The organism is Paenibacillus sp. FSL H8-0457, assembly GCF_038051935.1.
GTDB classification, from domain to species: Bacteria; Bacillota; Bacilli; order Paenibacillales; family Paenibacillaceae; genus Paenibacillus_AQ; species Paenibacillus_AQ lautus_A.
In genome coordinates this window covers 4,426,540-4,447,455 of sequence record NZ_CP150293.1, presented here as the reverse complement: position 1 = coordinate 4,447,455, position 20,916 = coordinate 4,426,540, and the positions used below count along the sequence as shown (strand labels likewise).

Annotated in this window: 20 protein-coding genes; 17 read left to right on the top strand and 3 right to left on the bottom strand. The window is 51.6% G+C overall.

The window, feature by feature from the left end:
* Positions 1-47 precede the first annotated feature (47 nt).
* From MHI43_RS19550 to MHI43_RS19520, 7 genes are all read left to right on the top strand, one after another.
* Positions 48-2,906: a Na+/H+ antiporter subunit A gene (locus MHI43_RS19550; protein WP_036661256.1), complete on the top strand. Its 2,859-nt coding sequence runs from the start codon at positions 48-50 to the stop codon at positions 2,904-2,906.
* 2 nt (positions 2,907-2,908) lie between these two features.
* Positions 2,909-3,247, top strand: coding sequence for a Na(+)/H(+) antiporter subunit C (locus MHI43_RS19545; RefSeq protein WP_036661254.1), 339 nt, complete (start codon positions 2,909-2,911; stop codon positions 3,245-3,247).
* Positions 3,240-4,721, top strand: coding sequence for a Na+/H+ antiporter subunit D (locus tag MHI43_RS19540; RefSeq protein ID WP_036661251.1), 1,482 nt, complete (start codon positions 3,240-3,242; stop codon positions 4,719-4,721). The genes MHI43_RS19545 and MHI43_RS19540 overlap by 8 nt, the downstream gene beginning before the upstream one ends.
* Positions 4,722-4,726: 5 nt before the next feature.
* Positions 4,727-5,206, top strand: a complete 480-nt coding sequence (locus MHI43_RS19535) for a Na+/H+ antiporter subunit E (protein WP_015736054.1) — start codon at positions 4,727-4,729, stop codon at positions 5,204-5,206.
* A complete protein-coding gene (locus MHI43_RS19530; protein WP_036661249.1) occupies positions 5,203-5,496 on the top strand; it encodes a Na(+)/H(+) antiporter subunit F1 in 294 nt (97 codons plus the stop codon). The genes MHI43_RS19535 and MHI43_RS19530 overlap by 4 nt, the downstream gene beginning before the upstream one ends.
* Positions 5,480-5,875: a monovalent cation/H(+) antiporter subunit G gene (gene mnhG, locus MHI43_RS19525; protein WP_015736053.1), complete on the top strand. Its 396-nt coding sequence runs from the start codon at positions 5,480-5,482 to the stop codon at positions 5,873-5,875. Before MHI43_RS19530 ends, mnhG begins: the two co-directional genes overlap by 17 nt.
* A gap of 195 nt (positions 5,876-6,070) precedes the next feature.
* Positions 6,071-6,952: a GNAT family N-acetyltransferase gene (locus MHI43_RS19520; RefSeq protein ID WP_036661248.1), complete on the top strand. Its 882-nt coding sequence runs from the start codon at positions 6,071-6,073 to the stop codon at positions 6,950-6,952.
* A gap of 84 nt (positions 6,953-7,036) precedes the next feature.
* Here MHI43_RS19520 and MHI43_RS19515 read toward each other — a convergent pair whose 3' ends face one another.
* Positions 7,037-7,690 carry a TVP38/TMEM64 family protein gene (locus tag MHI43_RS19515; RefSeq protein WP_015736051.1) on the bottom strand — a complete coding sequence of 218 codons (654 nt, stop codon included), beginning with the start codon at positions 7,688-7,690 and terminating at the stop codon, positions 7,037-7,039.
* A gap of 336 nt (positions 7,691-8,026) precedes the next feature.
* Between MHI43_RS19515 and MHI43_RS19510 the strand changes: the two genes are divergently transcribed.
* Positions 8,027-8,893 carry a YitT family protein gene (locus MHI43_RS19510; RefSeq protein ID WP_009592439.1) on the top strand — a complete coding sequence of 289 codons (867 nt, stop codon included), beginning with the start codon at positions 8,027-8,029 and terminating at the stop codon, positions 8,891-8,893.
* 102 nt (positions 8,894-8,995) lie between these two features.
* On the opposite strand, the gene MHI43_RS19505 is transcribed toward MHI43_RS19510, so the two are convergent.
* Positions 8,996-9,208, bottom strand: a complete 213-nt coding sequence (locus MHI43_RS19505; RefSeq protein WP_036661247.1) for a hypothetical protein — start codon at positions 9,206-9,208, stop codon at positions 8,996-8,998.
* Between the two features lie 48 nt (positions 9,209-9,256).
* Positions 9,257-9,829 carry a thymidine kinase gene (locus MHI43_RS19500; protein WP_036661246.1) on the bottom strand — a complete coding sequence of 191 codons (573 nt, stop codon included), beginning with the start codon at positions 9,827-9,829 and terminating at the stop codon, positions 9,257-9,259.
* A 381-nt stretch (positions 9,830-10,210) separates the two neighbouring features.
* Between MHI43_RS19500 and MHI43_RS19495 the strand changes: the two genes are divergently transcribed.
* The 9 genes from MHI43_RS19495 (at position 10,211) to MHI43_RS19455 (ending at position 20,622) form a co-directional block, all read left to right on the top strand.
* Entirely contained in the window at positions 10,211-10,987 is a 777-nt protein-coding gene (locus tag MHI43_RS19495) for an ABC transporter ATP-binding protein (RefSeq protein WP_015736048.1), read from the top strand.
* Positions 10,988-11,051: 64 nt separating this feature from the next.
* Positions 11,052-12,071, top strand: a complete 1,020-nt coding sequence (locus MHI43_RS19490) for an aliphatic sulfonate ABC transporter substrate-binding protein (protein WP_015736047.1) — start codon at positions 11,052-11,054, stop codon at positions 12,069-12,071.
* Positions 12,072-12,108: 37 nt separating this feature from the next.
* Positions 12,109-12,978 carry an ABC transporter permease gene (locus MHI43_RS19485; RefSeq protein ID WP_015736046.1) on the top strand — a complete coding sequence of 290 codons (870 nt, stop codon included), beginning with the start codon at positions 12,109-12,111 and terminating at the stop codon, positions 12,976-12,978.
* Positions 12,975-13,784, top strand: coding sequence for an ABC transporter permease (locus MHI43_RS19480; protein ID WP_015736045.1), 810 nt, complete (start codon positions 12,975-12,977; stop codon positions 13,782-13,784). Before MHI43_RS19485 ends, MHI43_RS19480 begins: the two co-directional genes overlap by 4 nt.
* 49 nt (positions 13,785-13,833) lie before the next feature.
* The gene (locus tag MHI43_RS19475; RefSeq protein WP_015736044.1) at positions 13,834-15,204 is read left to right on the top strand and encodes an LLM class flavin-dependent oxidoreductase; all 1,371 of its coding nucleotides are present in this window, start codon (positions 13,834-13,836) and stop codon (positions 15,202-15,204) included.
* Between the two features lie 175 nt (positions 15,205-15,379).
* Positions 15,380-17,128: a sigma-70 family RNA polymerase sigma factor gene (locus MHI43_RS19470; protein ID WP_015736043.1), complete on the top strand. Its 1,749-nt coding sequence runs from the start codon at positions 15,380-15,382 to the stop codon at positions 17,126-17,128.
* Positions 17,129-17,378: 250 nt separating this feature from the next.
* On the top strand, positions 17,379-18,122 hold the full coding sequence (locus MHI43_RS19465; protein WP_015736042.1) for a GTP pyrophosphokinase family protein: 744 nt from the start codon (positions 17,379-17,381) through the stop codon (positions 18,120-18,122).
* A gap of 533 nt (positions 18,123-18,655) precedes the next feature.
* On the top strand, positions 18,656-20,053 hold the full coding sequence (locus MHI43_RS19460) for a protoporphyrinogen oxidase (RefSeq protein WP_036661243.1): 1,398 nt from the start codon (positions 18,656-18,658) through the stop codon (positions 20,051-20,053).
* Complete coding sequence (locus MHI43_RS19455) at positions 20,050-20,622, top strand: DUF1697 domain-containing protein (RefSeq protein WP_036661241.1); 573 nt, start codon at positions 20,050-20,052, stop codon at positions 20,620-20,622. Before MHI43_RS19460 ends, MHI43_RS19455 begins: the two co-directional genes overlap by 4 nt.
* Positions 20,623-20,916: the final 294 nt, after the last annotated feature.

Below are 20,916 nucleotides of genomic sequence, written 5' to 3'. Positions count from 1 at the left end.
GAAATACTACTAATGAAGGAAAAATCGGACTATAGGAGGAGTAGACTTTGTCTTTGCTGCACATCGCCGTTTTGGCCCCTTTTATCGTAGCGCTTGTGGTTATGCTGACCTACAAGCTCATCGGCCGCGTCCACACCGGATGGGTGGTTTTGCCGGTCCCGGTTGTCCTGTTCGCCTATTTTTTGGGACTTATCCCAACCATTCAGGGAGGTGAACAGCTCCAAGCCGTCCTGGAATGGATCCCAAGCGCGGGAATAAACTTTACCGTTTATTTGGATGGATTAAGCTTGATTTTTGCACTATTAATATCCGGCATTGGTTCACTCGTTGTCCTGTACTCTATCTTTTATATGGATAAAAACAAGGAAGCGGTCCACAGATTCTATGTGTACTTGCTACTGTTCATGGGCGCCATGCTGGGCGTCGTGCTCTCCGATAATTTGATGGTGCTGTACGGCTTCTGGGAACTGACCAGTATCTCGTCCTTCCTGCTGATTGCATTCTGGCATCATCGGGACCGCTCCAGATACGGAGCCTTAAAATCCATGCTCATCACCGTATTCGGCGGACTTGCCATGTTCGCGGGGTTTATCCTGCTTTATGTCATGACGGGCACCTTTAGCGTACGGGAGATCGTCGCCGATGTGGGGAGCATTGCCGGAGATGCGATGTTTATTCCGGCCATGATTCTGATCCTGCTCGGGGCCTTCACCAAGTCCGCGCAGTTTCCGTTCCATATCTGGCTGCCGGATGCGATGGAAGCACCGACCCCGGTAAGTGCTTATCTGCACTCCGCGACCATGGTGAAGGCCGGGATCTATTTGGTGGCCAGGTTTAGTCCGGTGTTTGCCGGGCAGGCATCCTGGTTCTGGATCGTAGCGATTACGGGCTTGACCACGCTGATTTATGCTTCGATCCGCGCGATCAAGCAGACGGATCTAAAAGCGCTCCTGGCATTCTCCACCATCAGCCAATTGGGGCTGATCATGAGCTTGCTCGGCCTGGGCTCTGCCGCCGCTTATTATGGAGGCGGCGTAGACACGCTGCTCTACGCGAAAGCGACGACGGCGGCCATCTTTCATCTGATGAATCATGCCATATTCAAAGGCGCCTTGTTTATGGTCGTCGGCATCGTGGATCATGAGACGGGCACCCGGGATCTGCGGAAGCTCGGCGGGCTGATGTCCCTCATGCCGATTACGTTTACCGTGGCGGTCATAGGGGCTTTTTCCATGGCCGGTTTGCCTCCGTTCAACGGATTCTTGAGTAAAGAGATGTTCTTTACGGCAGTCCTTCAGGCCTCTGACATGAATTTCTGGAATGCAGAGACCTGGGGCATACTGATCCCGGTCGTCGCCTGGATTGCCAGCGTGTTTACGTTCCTGTACAGCATGATCCTGGTCTTCAAAACCTTCACCGGACGCTTCCAGCCTGAAAAGCTGGAGAAGAAGCCGCACGAAGCCCCGCTGGGAATGCTGATTCCACCGGTCATTCTGGCATCGCTCGCCATCGTGTTCGGTTTGTTTCCGAACCTGTTGTCCCAAACGCTCATCGAACCGGCGATGGCCGCGATTCATCCAGGGCTGCTCGGGGCGGAGGATCGTTTTCACGTACACATCGAAATGTGGCACGGCTGGACGACGGAGATTTTCATGACCATCGGCATCATAGTTCTCGGTATCGTGCTGTATAAGCTTCACGGCAGAGCTCGAATTTTGAATACATCGCTGATGAAGCGATGGACATGGAACAAGCTGTATGACGGGGGATTGAGAGTCCTAGAAAGAGGCGGCGAAACGCTGACCTCAACCTACATGACAGGCTCTCTCCGTCATTACGTGATGTATATTTTCGTGTTTTTTATAGCCGTTCTTGGCGGGGGGCTTCTGCTGGTCGACAATATCGGGTTTGATAGGACCGCTTACGCGCCGATGTCCTTCTATGAGGCCGTCGCCATACTCGGCCTGGTCATTCCGGTCATCGCGCTGCCGTTCGTCCGGACGCGGCTGATGGCGATCATATTGACCGGTGCTGCCGGTTACATGGTGACTCTGTTCTTCGTCCTGTTCCGGGCGCCGGATTTGGCGCTGACCCAGATGGTCGTCGAGACGGTATCCGTGATGCTGTTCCTGCTCTGTTTCTATCATTTGCCGAAGCTGAAGCGGGAGAAGGTGCCGATGAGCTTGAAATGGAGAAATCTGCTTATTTCGGCAGGCGTCGGTGCTGTCGTGACCTTGATCGCCCTGGCTGCGAGCAGCGGGAGGACCTTCGACTCCATTGCGGATTACTTCATTCAAGAGAGCTATCGCTCCGCCGGCGGCAAAAATATCGTCAACGTCATTCTGGTGGATTTCCGCGGCTTTGATACCCTGCTTGAAATTACGGTTCTGGGCATTGCATCCCTTGGAATTTATGCCTTGATCAAAATCGATTTGGGAGAAGGGATTCTGGGAGAGCGGGATCGTTATGAAGGGGCATATCTGCCCAACAGCAATGATGTCATTCTTCGAACCGTATCCAAGGTGGTTATCTTTATCGTGGTAACCTTCTCCTGGTTCTTGTTCAACTCGGGACACCATGAGCCGGGCGGCGGATTTATCGGAGGACTGATGACCTCTGCGGCACTGGTTCTGTTATCCATGGCTTTCGGCATGGATATGACCCGCAAGATCGTGCCTTTCGAGTTCCGAAAGGTTACGGCGGCGGGACTTGCCATCGCCCTGCTTACAGGGATCGGCTCCTTTGCTTTTAACGCACCGTTCTTAAGTCATTCCTTCGGTTATTTCAACCTGCCGCTGCTCGGGAAAACGGAGCTGGCTACTGCGGTTCTCTTCGACCTCGGCGTTTATTTGGCCGTAGTCGGCGTGACGATGACCATCATCAATTCGATCGGGAGGGATAACTGACCATGGAACTATATATGTCGTTTGCCATTGGAATTATTTTCGCGGTTGGGATCTACCAGATCTTATCCAAGAGCCTGCTGCGGATCATTCTTGGCACTTCGCTGTTAACCCACGGCGTCCATCTGCTGCTGCTCACCATGTCAAGGCTGAAGACCGGGGCTGCGCCGCTGCTTGGCGAAGAGGCTTCCTCTTACGTTGATCCGGTTCCGCAAGCATTGATACTGACGTCCATCGTCATCAGCTTTGGCGTCACATCGTTCTTTTTCGTACTGGCTTATAAAGCATATCAACGGTTGGGCACGGACAACATGGAGGAGTTAAGGGGGATGGACGATGAATAACGTGATTGTGCTTCCGCTCCTGATTCCTTTGGTTACGGCCGTCATTCTTATTTTCTGTTCCAAATACGTCCGCGCGCAGCGGTGGATCAGCGCGGTTAGTATTCTAATCAACCTGCTTGGCGCCCTGTTCATCGTCAACCAGGTGAGTAACGAAGGCATCCAGACGCTTCATATGGGCGGATGGCAGCCGCCGTACGGGATCGTGTTCGTGGCGGACATGCTGGCGGCACTGCTGGTGCTTACGACGCTGATCGTTGCAGCAGCCTGCCTGTTCTATGCTTTTCGGAGCATCGGGGAAGAGAGAGAGAAGCATTACTTCTATCCCTTTTTTCAATTTTTGCTGGCCGGCGTGATCGGATCGTTTCTGACGGGGGATCTGTTCAACCTGTTTGTCTGCTTTGAGGTCATGCTGATCGCTTCCTATGCGCTGATCGTGCTGGGCGGCACCAAGCGGCAGCTGAGAGAAACCTTGAAGTACATGCTTATAAACATTATTTCATCCACCTTGTTTGTTGCAGCCGTAGCTTATTTATACGGCACGGTCGGCACGCTGAACATGGCGCATCTGTCCCTGCGTGTGGCAGAAGTACAGCAGGACGGAATATTGTCGGTCATTGGCCTTTTGTTCCTGATCGTATTCGCACTGAAGGCGGGCTTGTTCCTGTTCTTCTGGCTGCCCGGTTCCTACAGCGCACCTCCGGCGGCCGTAACGGCTCTGTTCGGCGCCCTGCTGACGAAGGTCGGTTTATATGCGATTATCCGAACCTTTACGCTGATTTTCCATCACGATACCGGCAACATTCACGCCGTCATCGGCTGGATGGCTGCGGCCACGCTTGTTCTGGGCAGCTTGGGCGCGGTTGCGTATAAGGATCTCGGACGCATCCTGAATTACAACATCATCATTAGCGTGGGCTTCATCGCCTTTGGTGTGGCGGTTGCCTCCTCGGATTCCTTAAACGGAGCCGTGTTCTATTTGATGCATGATATGATCGCTAAGGCGCTGCTCTTTATTCTGGGCGGCATCATCATGGCGAGCGCGGGCGCGAGCAAGCTGAGCGATATGGGCGGCCTGATGAAGCGCCATCCCCTGGTAGGGTGGATGTTCTTCATCGTGGCGCTGGCGCTGGTCGGCATTCCGCCGCTTAGCGGATTTCTTGGCAAGGTCCTTATCGTTCGCGGCGGACTGAGCGAGGGGCATTATGCGCTGACGGGATTGGCGCTGGCATCAAGCCTGGCGGTGCTCTACTCCCTGATTAAAGTGTTTATGGGAGCATTCTGGGGCGAATCGCCAGGGCCTAACGAATCGCGGCCGGTCAGAATCCATCGGACCGCTTATGCGGGAGCGATTCTGCTTGCGATCATAGTGATTGTCCTGGGAGTCGGTTCAGAATGGGTATATACCTATACCTCCCAAGCAGGCGCCGTATTATCCGATCCGTCACTATACATTCAAGCCGTATTAAAGGAGTAGTGGATATGGGCCATCAAATCCTGTTGAATATCATCATTGCCATTGTCTGGATGTTCCTGAACAACAACTGGTCTCCCCAACAATTCATTGTTGGGTACCTGATCGGCATCTTGCTCATTTATATGCTGCGGCGATTCTGGCCGAACGACTTCTATTTGCGCAAGCTGTGGTCCATCCTGATGCTGCTGCTCCTGTTTCTAAGCGAACTGTTTAAATCGAGCGTCACGGTCATCGGTCAGATCATAAGACCTAAGCTGAACGTTCGTCCCGGCATCTTCGCTTACTCCACGGAGCTGAAATCCGATTGGGAGATCACGGTGCTATCGTGCCTGATCTGCTTGACGCCAGGAACGCTTACCCTGGAAGTGTCGCGCGAGGGTCAGACGCTTTACATTCATGCGATGGATATCGAAGACGTCGAAGAGCTGTCGAATCAGATTCGCGGTACCTTCGAACGGGCGATCAAGGAGGTGACCCGCACATGACCCAGAGCATGCTGATTGCTTCGCTGGTGATTTTGTCGCTTGCCATCCTGGGCTGCTTGTATCGCTTGATCAAGGGACCCTCCATGAACGACCGGATCATGTCGCTGGATACGATCGGAATCATCCTGTTGTCCATGATCGCCGTGTTGTGCATGCTCTTCCGCACAACGGTCTATTTCGACATCATATTGCTGATCGGAATTCTAACGTTTATCGGAACGACCGCACTCGCCAGATATATCGAAAGGGGTGACGTCATTGAACGCACAAACGATGAGTCAGATCGGTGAGTTTCTGATTGCGCTGATGGTGCTGCTCGGAGCTTTACTCGGCGCATTGAGCGCATTTGGCCTGATTCGCCTGCCGGATGTGTACATGAGATCCCACGCAGCCACGAAGAGCGCTACCCTTGGCGTCCTCTTTATTCTTGCGGGCGCATTTCTATATTTCACCTTTTACTTGGAGCATGTCAGCGCGAAGCTGCTGCTGGGGATCGTGTTCGTTTTCATTACGGGTCCGGTTGCAGGCCACTTGAACGGGAGGGCGGCTTACCGGTCTGGCGTCTCCATGTGGGAGAAAAGCGTACATGATGACCTGAAGCCTGCTCTCAAGCGCGAACGTGAACGCATGCGCGATTCCCGGAAGGCCGAACATTCCGAGAAAGGATGACCGCAAACCGTAAACAAGGTCCCGATGAATAATCGAGAAGATGAGATGGGCTTTCCAAGCATATGGGAAGCCCATTTCTGGTTTCATGCCTGGCTCACGGATATCATTTCGTGGTAAAATTGACCAAAACGGATTCGCGGAGTGATGGGATATCACGCTAGGAAAGCTGATCCTGAACAAGGAGAATGTGTACGGATGGTATTGGATACAGATCAAACGAAATTAAGAGAGCTGTCTTCCTTTATTGCTCGAATGAATGGGAATCGTCATCATCATGTCGGATATTGCGGCGAACAGGAAGGGGAGATTTATAGCACGCTGCTTGAAGATTTTTCGGAAAATGGCCGGCTGAGCAGCCAGCGATTTACCGTGATCTATGATCAAGATCAGATGGTAGGCGCGTTGGGATTCGATGTGGACGAAGAAGAGGGAACTGCTGAGATATGGGGACCTTTTATCGATGGACAAGGCGAGCTTTGGCATCGATTGGCGAAGGAGCTATGGGTTGAAGGAACAACGAAGCTGAATGGTAGCGTATCACGCTATTTCGGATTTTATAATGCAGCTCATCTGTCCGCTGCGAGGTTTATGGAGGACAAAGGGGGAAGAAAGACAGGCGTGCATCATGTACTGAGAATCCAAAAATCCACCTTGCTAACGAATGCCGCGTCTGGATTGCAGGATATCACGCCCGAATATTGGGATGAGTTCGCGGATCTGCATGGCAAAGCCTTCCCGAATACCTATCTCAACTCGGAGTCTATTTTGCAGAAGCTGGATGAGGATCACAGGCTCTTCATACTTACGGAAGAAGGCCGTTTCGCCGGGTATGTTTATGTGGAGGGAGACCCCGAATTCCAGGAAGGAAGCATAGAGTACATCGCGGTATCCGAACATTTCCGGCGCAAAGGCTATGGCCGGATCCTGCTTGATCAAGCGCTCCATTATTTGTTCCAGGTCCTGCAGCTGGAAGAAATCTCGCTATGCGTGGACCAGGACAATGCAGGGGCGCTCCAGCTGTATCATCGTGCGGGCTTTGAGACGGTGCATAAACTGGCGGCATACGTATTGGAGTGAACATGATGATTTCCAACATAGTACGCCCATAAATAACAAGACCCGCCCATCCCAGCAATCGGGACCGGCGGGTCTTGTTAACCTCTAACGCTTCGTCTTTTTACTGCTGATGACGACGCTTCCGGGCTGATCATCGTGATGGTAACGGTTTTCCATCTTTTTGCCGGCCAGCCACAACAGCCAGAGGACGACGGCCGCGATAAGAATGCGCCAAGGCTGCTGGATAAAGGCCTGCCAGTCATGTCCGATGAATGCCACCATGAAGATCATCACGGATTTGCCTGCCATAACGGCGATCGTGAACGTTGTAGCCGATACCGTGCTGATGCCGGATGCGATATTGATCAGCGAGGAAGGCGTAAAGGGAAAGCAGTACAGGATGAAGATCGGCGTAAAGCCCTTTTCTTCAATCCAATGGAAGAAACGCTGGGATCCCGGCATTCTTTTTTGTATAAGCAATCCCAGTTTGCCTCCCAGCTTGCGAACAATCCAAAACACCGTGACGGATCCAAGGCAAACGCCGATCCAGGACAGCAGGAATCCCCACCATAAACCATAGGCTGCGGAGTTTCCCATCACCAGGACGATGAGGGGCAGAAAGGGGAGAAACGCCTCTATAAATGGAAGCAAAATACCCGGAATAGGACCCAGCTGCGAGTACTGCTGCAGCCATCCCTGCACTTGATCCATGTCAATTTCTTTCATATGGGTCCACACGTTCTGAAGCCATTCCAACATGATGAGTAAATCCTCTCCCTGCCTAGGGTAAAATTATGTATTTTCTCGTCGATCGCGGATGGAATATATTATAGCATAACCGGAATCAATATTATAAATTGCAAGTATTTGCCCTACCCAGTTCCAATCGATTCGGTCTTGCCCCGCAGCGATGGGTCAGGAATAGATCGAAAGGTTTATAGGGCGGGACTGTACTCCTTATGTCAGAGGACCCGGCCATGGTCTGAAAGATCCATGTGACATGGTGTGTCAACATTGACACGCCATTCCTTTTTTTAATACAATGGTTCTTCGACAGGCTTTATCGTGTGAAAAATGATACAAAAGGAGAATGGCATGGTCAAAAATCACAAAAAACTGACAGTCGGCGAAATTCTGAAACGGTTCATCTTTATCACCGTCGGTGCAATTCTGATGGCCGTGGCGCTTGAGATCTTCCTGGTGCCCAACGAAATCATCGATGGTGGAATTACCGGTATTTCCATCGTATTATCATCGATTACGCCCATCAAATTGGGGGTATTCCTGTTTATCATCAACTTACCGTTTCTGTTTATCGGCTACAAGCAGATTGGCAAAACGTTTGCGTTTTCCACGCTGTACGGGATCGTGGTGCTGTCGGTGGCGACAACCTTCCTGCATCATGTAGATCCGTTCACGAACGAGAAGATTTTGGCGGTATTATTCGGCGGATTGGTTCTGGGCCTCGGGGTCGGTCTTGTCATCCGTTACGGCGGTGCGCTTGACGGGACGGAGATCGTAGCCATCCTGCTGTCCAAGAAGCTGCGAATGCCGGTCGGTCAGATCATCATGATCATCAACGTTTTCATATTCATTACCGCAGGGTTTGTATTCGGTGCAGATTCGGCGATGTATTCGATCTTCTCATACTACATAGCGGCAAAAGTGATGGATATTGTGGTAGAGGGCTTGGACGAGTCCAAATCCGTTACGATTATATCCAACGAATATGAGGAAATTTCGAGTGCCATCATGCAGCGTCTGGGACGCAGCACGACCATGATCTATGCTAAGGGCGGATATTCGAAAGAGGACACGCAGATGATTTATTGCGTCATCACCAGGCTGGAGATTGCGAAGCTGAAGACCGTGGTGCAGGAGATAGACAAGAACGCATTTATTTCGATTCAAAATGTCGCGGACGTGCTGGGCGGAAGCATGGCAAAGTCCGATATTCATTAGGGATACGTTTAAGCTATCGTCTTGATATGCTGATTAACGAAGCGGCCCTCTGCAGATAAGTTCTGCAGAGGGCCGCTGTTTTAGTGATCGGCAATCCGCCGATCACTTCCGTACTTCAAAAAACTCGCATTCGTCCCGCTTGTGATAGCCGATCGAACTGACGCTGGATTGCGTAATGACGGTATCGTCGGTGAAACGGATGACAAGACTCCCCGAATCAATCAAATGATTATCCTTGAAGATGCGTATACGGATCTGCTGCTCCATGACTTCCTGAAAGTCCTGGTCGGTCAATAACGGTCTGACGATCGGCATGGATGACCAACTCCTAACGTAAAAAGGTGGTTTGATTGCGATAACGTCCTATGCTAAAGGGGGATTGGTATGGCATTTGCGGCAGACAGGGAAGTAGGTATCATTCCCGCCGATCAGGATCTGTTCGCCGGCATAGACGGGCTTGCCGTCGATGACGCGAAGGTTCATGATCGCTTTGCGCTCGCAGAACCAGCAGATCGTCTTCATTTCCTCGATTTTATCGGCGTAAATCAGCATCCAGCGGCTGCCTTCAAACAGCTCGTTGCGGAAGTCGTTCTTTAGTCCGAAGCCCATGACAGGCACGTTAAGCTCATCGACGATCCGAACGAGCTGGAGGATGCTGTCCTTGGACAGGAACTGGCATTCGTCAACAAGAACGCAGTAGGGCTTAGGCTGATGATCCTTCACGATCCCGTAGATATCGGTCGTATCGGATATAGGTATCGCTTCACGGCGCAGGCCGATTCGCGACGATACATAACCGACGGCATCCCGGTCATCGAGAGCGGACGTAAAGAGAAGCACCGGTTTGTTCTGTTCTTCGTAGTTATGGGCGACTTTCAAAATCTCGATGGATTTACCACTGTTCATGGAGCCGTACTTGAAAAATAATTGAGCCATGCTTTCGTTCCCTTCCTATAGATGCAATGTTGCTTTTATAAGCGTAATGGTGCAAATTTCGTTATTCTTACTATATAAGATATGACATGCAGAGTATATTGTCGCATTATTGGGCGGTATTTGTCCATTGCTGGTGTTGAATATATTCTGACAAACCTGTTAGCAGGGAACGAAAAAAAGGTTTGACAACCATTACCAGCAGTTGTAATATAACGGCATACCAAATGAATACCAAGATTATCGACCAGATAACTGGAGATATCACGCGAAGGAACAAGTACGACGGTTGAGCGTACTTTGACCAGCGTGATATCTCTTTTTTTTTCACCTCTTAACCAAGTAAACAGGTGTGAATAATTATAATAGGGGATGGTGAGGAAAATGTCAGCAGACACATTGATTATTCAACAGGTAAACAAAATTTTTCAAGCCCCGACAGGGAATGTTACGGCGCTGAAAGGCATTGACTTGCGGGTTCGTAAAGGGGAATTCATCACATTGATCGGACCGAGCGGCTGCGGGAAGAGCACCTTGCTCAAAATCGTTGCGGGCCTGGATACATCGTACGAGGGAAGCGTCCTGCTGAATGACAAGCCGATATCGGGCCCGAGCATCGAGAAGGGGTTTATTTTTCAAGAGCCGCGCTTGTTTCCATGGCTGACGGTGGAAAAGAATATCGCAGGCAATTTATCGCTGAAGCAGAAGGACGTCCGGAAAAAGGTGGATGAATTCATTGAGCTCGTTCGGCTGAAAGGCTTCGAGAAGGCATATCCCAGGGAGCTGTCGGGAGGGATGGCCCAGCGGGTAGCCATCGCCAGGGCGCTGCTGCGGAATCCGGACGTGCTGCTGCTGGATGAACCTTTTGGCGCGCTGGATGCGTTCACTCGCTCCCATATGCAGGAGGTGCTGCTGGACATCTGGCAAAATAACCGCACGACCATGCTATTTGTTACCCATGATCTGGATGAGGCTGTGTTTCTTGGCGAGCGGGTCGTCATTATGAACCCGAGACCGGGCCATATTCGTTCCATCCTGCCGATCGATCTGCCGTTTCCGCGGAAACGGACCGGATCCTCCTTCCAGGAGCTGCGAACCAAAGTGCTGCGAGAGTTCGAGAAAGTGGAAGAACCGGAGTTCGATACCGGTGCAGGAATTTAATCGGTCCAGGGTTGTCGAGCCTCAAATCAAATGAACGATAGAGAACAGGGGAGAGAATCTGATCATGCATACAAAGAAAAAGAACGTCGCCATTATGCTATTGCTTATCCTTTCCGTCTTCGCATCCGGCTGCGCCGGAGCAAACAGCCAGCCCGCGGCTGGAGCCGTTAAGAAGGGAGCAGACGGCAAATACACAGATTTGACCGTACGGCTCGGGGTCCAGGGAAGCGGCGGTTTGTTTGGCAAAGCTCGCGAGGAGAGATGGTTCGAGGAGGAGTTCGGCAAGCTAGGCGTCAAGGTGGAGTGGGCAGAATTTCAGAGCGGCCCTCCCATGACCGAAGCGATGGCTTCGAATCGTCTGGACTTTGCGGGGCTCGGCAATATGCCGATTATCGCCGCCCAGGCGGCCGATATTCCGTTTAAGGTCATCTCCCAGAGCTTGCACGGCCAGAAGAATGTGGCCATCATCGTGCCGCCGGACAGCACCGCGCAGACCCTCAGTGATCTGAAGGGAAAGAAGGTAGCGGTAACCAAAGGGAGCAATGCCTTTAACTTTTTGTATAGGGGATTGGCGGATCAAGGGCTCAAGGTATCCGACATCGAAATCATTCAGCTTCAGCCTGACGAAGCCCAGCCTGCATTCGAATCGGGCGGCGTCGATGCTTGGGCAACCTGGGACCCGTACATTACCTTGAACACGCTGACAGGCAAAGGCAACGTGCTGGCGGACGGCGAGCAGCTTGGCGTCCTGTCGCCTTCGTTCAATATCGTACGGAAGGATTTTGCCGATCAATATCCGGATCTCGTCACGCTCTATCTGACCGTGCTGAACAAAACTCTCGCCTGGGAGAAAGAAAACGAAGCGGAGGCGATTAAACGTTACGCCGATGAGCGCGGCATCCCGCAGGAAGTCATTCAAGGCACGTTTGACCGTTCAAGGTCGATCAACATTCCCGTAACGGATGACATCATCGCGGAGCAGCAGAAAACCGCCGACTTCCAATTCGAGCAAAAAACGATCCGCAAAAAAATCCAGGTCAAAGACGTGTTTGATAATCAGTATATTGAGGCTGCAACCCAATAAGCGGCACATCATCTGAAATTGAAAGGAGGTAGCGCTTATGCTCCCGGAAGGGATCAGCAAAGGGGCGGTTGTCGTGACCGCCGACCCCGTCGAAACCCGTCTCCGTCATAAGCGGATTGACCGCAGGTTCCTGTTTAAACTTACCCATGCATGGATCGGCTGGCTTGTTCCGCTCTTTATCATCATCGTGTGGCAGGCGGCTGGGGCCATGGGTTGGCTCAATCCGATCCTGCTTCCGACTCCGCTCGATATCTGGAAGGAATTTGTTTATTTAACAAGCTCCGGCGAACTGATTCGGCATCTCGGCATTTCATCCTGGCGAGCGCTGCTCGGGTTTCTGCTCGGCGGCAGCCTCGGTTTGGCCGCGGGGATATGGGTTGGTTTCTCGTACAAGGCCGAGCGGCTTGTCGATCCTTCCTTGCAGATGCTGCGGACGCTTCCCCATCTGGCCATTGCGCCGCTGTTCATCCTATGGTTCGGTTTCGGGGAAACCTCGAAAATCCTGCTTATTGCCAAGGGCTCGTTCTTTCCGCTCTACGTGAACACATTCCTCGGCATTCGCTCCGTGGACAACAGGCTGTTTGACGTAGCCCGCGTCCTGCAATTCAGCCGTTGGGATATGATCCGCAGGCTGATCGTTCCCGCTTCGCTGCCCCATATTTTCCTAGGCATCCGTCTCTCGATCGGGGTGGCATGGCTTGGCCTGGTTGTGGCGGAGCTGATGGGTTCCAGTTCCGGCATCGGTTATATCATCAATGACGCGCGTTCCTTCTCCTGGACCACGGTGGTCTTCGTCGGAATTTTGGTGTTTGCGCTCGTCGGGAAGCTGTCGGATTCCCTCGTCAAAGGGCTCGAAGGCAGACTTTTGCGTTGGCAGGACAGCTATAAGGGAGGTGATCCATCATGAGAAGTCATGCAGCCACCTCAGAAACAGGGGGGCGGGACTGGCTGAAGGCCATTCCAAAGCCCCTCCATGCCTGGCTTGTACCCGCAGCGATCGTGGCTTTATGGCAGGCGGCGGGCGGCTTTGGCTGGATTTCGGCGTCCCTGCTGCCTACGCCGCTTACGATAGCCAAGCAATTCGCGAATTTGGGGGCCAGCGGCGAGCTGTGGGAGCATTTTCGGATCAGTCTTCTTCGAGCGCTATCGGGCTTTTTGCTGGGCGGCTTGACGGGTCTGGCTCTGGGATTGTCCACGGGGCTTGGCAAAATGGCGGAGCGTACGCTGGACCCTTCATTTCAAATGCTGCGTACCGTTCCGCTTTTATCGCTGATTCCGCTGTTTATTCTGTGGTTCGGCATCGGGGAATTCTCGAAGATTCTCATGATTTCCCTCGGAGCCTTTTTCCCGATCTATGTGAATACCTTCCTTGGTATTCGCAGCGTGGATGCGAAGCTTTATGAAGTATCGAGGATCTTTCAATATTCCAAGCTGCAGCTGCTGATCCGGTTGATCGTACCGGCTGCGCTGCCGAACATCCTGCTCGGCATCCGCCTGTCGCTCGGCGTTTCTTGGCTTGTGCTGGTCGTAGCGGAGATGATGGGGACCAGCGCGGGCATCGGATACATGATTCAAGACGCCCGAGCCTATTCCCAAACGGACATTGTGTTTGTAGGCATTATTATTTTTGCGGTCGTGGGCAAGCTCTGCGATTCCGTTGTACGCCGGCTGGAATCCAGGCTGCTGGGCTGGAGAGAGACATATAAGGGCTGATCAAGGATGGTTGGCTGACTATTTTATATGAACAGGAGTGGTTACGAAGATGGGGACAACCAACCGCAGAGCTCATCAGATGCATTTGGGAGCGTTTATCTATTATGCAGGACATCATCACGCCGGGTGGCGTCATCCAGCCTCGGACGTGGAGGGCATGTTTGGCATTGAGCTGTATAAGCAGCTGGCGGCCACGGCAGAGCGGGGAAAGTTCGACATGATGTTTTTTGCCGATTTGCTGTACGTGACCCAGGTCGAAAATTCCGCTTCCGGCATGCTGGACCCGTTAACGCTGTTATCCGCACTCTCCGCCGTAACGGACAAACTGGGGCTGACCGCTACGGTCTCCACTACGTACAATGAACCGTATAACGTGGCTCGGAAATTTGCTTCTCTCGATTGGATCAGCGGGGGAAGAGCGGGCTGGAATATCGTGACGTCCCAGCTGGATATCGAAGCCCATAATTACGGGAAGCCGAAGCACCCGGAGCATGGCTTGCGTTACGAAATGGCACGCGAGTTTGTTGAAGCGGTTACCCGGTTATGGGACAGCTGGGAAGACGATGCCCTTGTGCTGGATCGGGAGTCCGGGAAATTTGCCGATGGAGCGAAGGTGCGTCCCGTGGACTTTAACGGGCAATGGTATTCCACGAAAGGCCCGCTGAACGTTCCGAGGCCGCCGCAAGGCTACCCCGTCCTGATACAGGCCGGTTCTTCTGGTCCGGGACAGGACTTTGCCGCCCAATATGGCGAGGTCATCTTTACGGCACAGCAGTCCAAGAAGGCAGCGCAGGCGTTTTACGCCAGCGTGCACTCGAAGCTGTCCCATTATGGAAGGGCAAGCGGAAGCCTGAAAATCATGCCGGGCCTGTCGCCTGTCATCGGCTCAACCGAGGAGGAGGCACGGCGCAAAGCGAACGAGCTGCTGGAATTGATTCCGCCAGCTTCGGCGATCGCCGTTCTGTCCGGGTTCCTGAATTTCGATCTGAGCGGTTATCCGCTGGACCAGCCGCTGCCTAGAAACATCCCGGACCCCGTGGCCGCCTCCAACGGCATGAAAAGCCGGGTCCAGTTATATATGGACATGGCTTATCAGGATAATCTGTCGATCCTAGAGTTAGGGAGAAAGATACTAACCTCGAGAGGTCACATGCCATTTGTCGGGACGCCCGAGCAGCTGGCCGACATGATGCAGGATTGGTTCGAAGGTTATGCCTGCGACGGATTTAATATCATGCCTCCGGTGCTGCCGGGAGATCTGGACGAGTTCGTGGATGCGGTTATCCCGGTGCTGCAAGAACGGGGCCTGTTCCGTTCCGAATACAGCGGCAATACACTGAGGGAGCATCTGGGCCTAACGCGTCCTGAACCGGGACATTTTCGCCGGGAGGCTCAACAGGCAGCCGCAGATGCCATATAAGCGTGAAAAGCCGGAGAACGTTCCAAGCGACCGAGGGTGCAGGTCAGCTTGGAACGTTTTTTTTTGTCGCTTCAAATGCAAAAAAAGCTATACTATTTCTCGGGTGATATTGTCAGAAATGACGATCTTCTCAAGTCATATAAGTAGTCAACGATACGAAAGAGGGTTCGAGCAATTGGAAACGACCGCAGACTTAGCGATTCAATGGGATGAGATGGAAGATGACGAACTGGTGAAATACTCGCAGGCAGGGGAAAGGGAAGCATTCGGGGAGCTTGTTCGGCGCCATCGCTCCAAGGTGTATGGCTATGCCAGAGCGATAACGCGGGAGTCTTACTTAGCAGAAGACGTGGTGCAAGATGCCCTGATCCGAGCATTCATGCATCTTGGCAAATTGGTGGATGCCCGGCGGTTCCTTCCATGGATGCACCGCATCGTCCGGAATCAGGCCTATACCCGCCTTAAAGGGAGCTCCGCGTGCAAAGAGCAGACTTTCACCGAGCTAGAAGGCATGGGAAGAGTCAACGGTTCAGGGAGTCTGGAGCAATGGAACGATCTGGACAGCATTCTGGGCAGGCTCAACCATTCCGCAAGCGAAGCGGCCACGGGTTCTAACGTACCGGAGGAGCGTATCGTGCAGCAGGAAACGCTGCGTGCTTTAACCGGCATCATTCAATGCCTGAAGCCGCGCGAAAGGCTTATTTTCGAATCCCATTTTTTCGATCAGCTGTCCCCGCAGGAAATTGCCGACTTGTTTCAGCTCTCTTCGGCCAATGTGTATCAGATTATTTCGAGATCACGGAAAAAAGTGATCCAAGAAAAAATCCGCGTTACCGTTGACTCTTATATTAAGACGAGAAGGGACTTGGGAATTATGAAGAAGAACATATTGCCTTACGAAGGACCGATGAAGGAAACCAAAACCTGGACATCCGCAGCGGACGCCACGTACAAAATGCTTCAGTTTACAGACCGCAAGCTATCGCTGCCAATGGTCATGGGGCTGACTGGGCATGCATTCCGGATCAATATCATACCGAATGATGTCCATATCGCGGGCCCGACCGCCTATTTTTTCGGCGAATCTTTATCCCGCGGCCTTCATAATATCGGCTTCCATTCCAAATTCGTCGACGGCATGTCGGACGGCATCGGGACAAACGCCAATCTGCTGGATCCTGCCCTTATGGAAAAGGGAGCGATGAATAAACGCAGCATTCATCAAGAGCTGCCAAGAGCCCTTGATTTGATCCATGCCTCATTGGATCGCGGATATCCCGTCCTGGCCTGGGATATTTTCTTTCCGGAGTTCGGAACGCTGTACGGGTACGATGACGAGACGAGAACCTTATATGCGGAGGAGTGCGGAAGAGTTGATACGCTCCCATACGAAAATCTAGGCAAGAGCGTCTTGGAAGAAATATTCGTCCTGGCGATTGAGGGTTCCGTGGATTTGACGCTTCGGCAGCAGCTGCGACTGGCACTGGAAACCGCCACCGCTTTATATGAAGGAAAGGAAAACGCGGTGCCGACGGCTGTGAAGGGAATTGCGGCCTACGATGCTTGGATAGAATCGCTGCATGGTCGTGAAATAGAGCCGAATGGTCATGCTTACAATATCGAAGTGCTGCGGGACGCACGGTACTATGCCGCCGAGTTCTTCAAGGAACTGGTGACCGCCTGGCCGAAAGCCATGGAGGACGGGCCGGATCTGACGACATCGTTCGAAGATGCCGCTGCGCTGTATACGGAGATTTGCAAGAAGTTCACCGTTTTGCATGGGATGTTTCCATTTCCGAAGGGGGGCGAGCCTAATTCGGCAGAACAAGCAGCAACGGCGATATCGCTGGTAGAGGAGATCAAGGCCTTGGAGATCGAAGCTGCTGCAAAATTGAGCCAGATGTTTGCTGGATTGTCCTCCTGATTCCAGGTTGGTTTAGCGGCTTAATCCTTGCCGCAATAATTGGAATGAATAAGCATAAGATAAAGACGCCTGCAACGTTTGTAGTTGCGGCGTCTTTTTGACGTTATTGCACTAAAGTTGCAGTCGCACCTCAATATCAACTACTATTTAAAGAGGGACAGAACTTCTAGAATGTTAGCAACGCGTTTTGTTTTTATTTACTACTCGAGTCGTCACGGCTCTGAATCACACAATCGAAAGGAAGTATCCCATGAATTCTTTGCAAATCGAACAGCTCAAAATCATTCGGAACGAAATTACCCGATTCATGATGAAATACAAATTCGCCTTAGATGAGATCGAAACCAAAATGGAGATATTAAAAGAAGAGTTTCAGGCTCTTCATGACTATAGCCCGATCGAGCACACGAAATCCCGCTTGAAATCGCCGGAGAGCATCATGAAGAAGCTGCTTCGCAAGGGCGGAAACATATCGCTCCGTTCCATAGAAGATAACATTAAGGACATTGCGGGTTTACGAATCACCTGTTCATTCATTACCGACATTTACAAAATCAGCGACATGCTGCAGAATCAAAGCGATTTAACGGTCCTGAACGTCAAGGACTACATCAAGAATCCGAAGCCGAACGGATACCAAAGCTTGCATCTGTTAGTGGAAGTGCCCGTCTTTTTCTCTGACCGGGTGGAGAAGGTATGCGTTGAAGTCCAGATTCGAACGATTGCCATGGATTTCTGGGCGAGTCTGGAGCATAAAATCTTTTACAAATATAATAAGTCGGTTCCCCAGCACCTGCTCGAAGAGCTTAAGAAGGCGGCGGATACCGCCAACGCGCTGGACCGTCAGATGGAGCAATTGCACCGCGAAGTGCAGGCCATTAAGGATTCGGAAAGCGACGATTCGCTGCTGGAGGAATTAAAAAGCATCCAGATCAACAACCGCAAGTATGAGCTCCCGGCGGGCTTGCTCGAAGTATTGACCGAGGATAATTAAGACGTACCCGGGCGGCGCAAAAAAGGAATGCCTGACCTGTTTCATCGCCCATGCACCGGGTATATATATCCTAAGTGGGAAGTGGAAACACATCAACACCAGACGGATAACAAGACGTTAAGTCGGAATTACCGAAAGGATTTGATACCCATGTACAACGTAACAAGGAATAAGGACGGCACAGCCTGAATTATTCCGGCGTACACCTTAAGTTATTAAAGCAATGGAATGATAGCGTCAGAATGGATATAACCGCTTCCCACGAAAAAAACTCTGCGAGTGATCTCGCGGGGTTTTTTGCTGTCGACGACCATCCCAGCACCTGGATAATGAGTGCAGCACGCACAATGTATAAATTGTTCAGGGGTGCTGCCCGGGAAGCCCGTGGCTGTGTGGACGGTTCTGTTCACAATATTGAGGGAATGGCCCCCAACGAATGAACGGTCACTATGATATACTTAGGAATTGGATACAATGGTAACGTAACATTATATATTATTGATATAAACCTACATAATAGAGGTGTATGTACAGTGACAACTACCGTAGTCATCGGCGGCGGCATTACCGGACTTTCGACCTTATATTATCTGCAAAAAGAGCTGAAACATCATCGACGGGACATGGACTTGGTGCTGGTTGAGGCAAGCGATGTGCTGGGAGGCAAAATCCGAACCGTCCAGAACGGTGAATTTATTATGGAAACCGGAGCGGATTCGATCGTATCCCGGAAAACGAATGTGGCGCCGCTTCTGGAGGAGCTTCAGATAACGGACCAGGTTGTGTACAATGCCACGGGGACTTCTTTCATATATACAACCGACGGCCTAAAAAAAATTCCCGAGGAGAGCGTATTCGGCATACCGCTTAGCTTGAAATCCTTGGCCGAAAGCGAGCTGGTATCCGCGGAGGGGAAGGTGGAAGCGCTCAAGGACTATTACACGCCGAATGAGACGTTCACCAAGCATGATTCCCTGGGAGAATTCCTGGAGTCCTTTCTAGGGAGGGAAATCGTTCAGAACCAGATCGCTCCGGTCATATCGGGCGTCTATTCCGGGGAGCTCCATGACCTGACCATTGCGTCCACATTCCCCTATTTGCTGGAGTACAAAAATACCTATGGCAGCATCATGGGTGGTTTGGCCGGGAACAAACAGAAATTCCTAGGCACCGGCAATAAGAAATTCCTTTCCTTCAAAAACGGTGTCTCGGTGTTGATTGACGCACTGGAACGGAGCCTGACAGAAGCAGGCGCGAAGATTTGCAAGGGCGTTGCCGCAGAGAAGCTGGAGAGGACGCCTAACGGCTATCAATTGATGCTGGCGAACGGCGAACAGATGGAAGCCGATTTTGTTGTAATAAGCACGCTGGGATCAAGCGCGAAGGAGCTTCTGGAAGATCCGCGGCTTCATGAGGATTTTGACCAATTGTATACCAAGTCCCTCATCAGCGTGTATCTGGCCTATGATATTCGAGATGAAGAGCTCCCATACGACGGTACGGGGTTTATTACGGCCAAGGGGACGAAGCTGAAGTGTGACGCATGCACATGGACGAGCCGGAAATGGGAGCATACCTCCGAGAATAATCGGTTATTGATGCGATTGTTCTACAAAAGCTCCAGTCCGCATTATGACCAATTGATTCGATTGTCGGACGAAGAATTGAAGCATGTCGGGATGGAGGATATTCGTCACAGCTTAGGTTTAGAGGCTGAGCCCGTGTCCTGCGAAGTTACCAAATGGCATGAGAATATGCCGAACTATCATCTGAAGCACAGGCAGGTCGTGGAGTCGCTGGAGCACGCAATGGAAGACCTTTATCCTAACGTGATGCTTGCCGGCTGCTCATATTATGGCGTGGGGATCCCGGACTGCATCGCGAACGGGGAGAAAACGGCAGGCATGATCATGGAAAGGATGCTCAAATGACCATCTACATCGCTTTGCTTCGAGGAATCAATGTCGGCGGACACAATAAAATCAAAATGGCCGATTTAAGAAAAATGCTTGAAGGCATGGGCCTAGCCCGGGTACAGACATACATTCAGAGCGGAAACGTGCTCTTCGAATCTGCGGACTCCAAGAAAACGCTGCAGGTCCAACTGGAGCAAGGAATACAAGAAACGTTCGGCTTCCCGATAACCGTGATACTCAGAACCTCGCAGGAAATCGAGGGCATCGTCCGGCATTGTCCTTTTTCGGAAGAAACGATACGTGCAGCGGAGGCAGCATCAGAGTTTGAGAGTCTTTATGTTGCCATGCTGCCGGATGCGCCAGCTCCCGATGACGTTGAGAAATTGAGGCTCTACGTGAACGATAAAGAAACTTTTGAAGCACTCGGAGAAGAAATCTATTTACTATTTAAGGAAAGCGTACGGAATTCCAAGCTGGCGGCGCAAATGGCAAAGTTCGGCGTACCGATGACGATGCGGAATTGGAAAACCATGAACAAGCTGGTAGAGCTGTCCCGAACGATGCAAAATGAACAGCCGCGATAATGGATTCAAGGTGACGGAGGAGGCATAGGCGGCATCCGATTTCGAAGGAAATTTGGGCCGGCGTGTTTCACTTCCCGTGGACCGGGTAAATATAGAACAAGTGGGAAGTGGTATTGTCAATCGACGGACGGAAGAACATCATGTCATTCCGAAAGGCAGTTGATTCGCCATGAACACTCGCAAAAGGAGAAGGAGAGCGAAGTTTCTTCGATTCTTTTCAGGTAAGGCACCCTAGCAATTGGAAAATTGCTGCATAATGAATAATAAAATCGCTTCCCACTGATAAGGATCCTG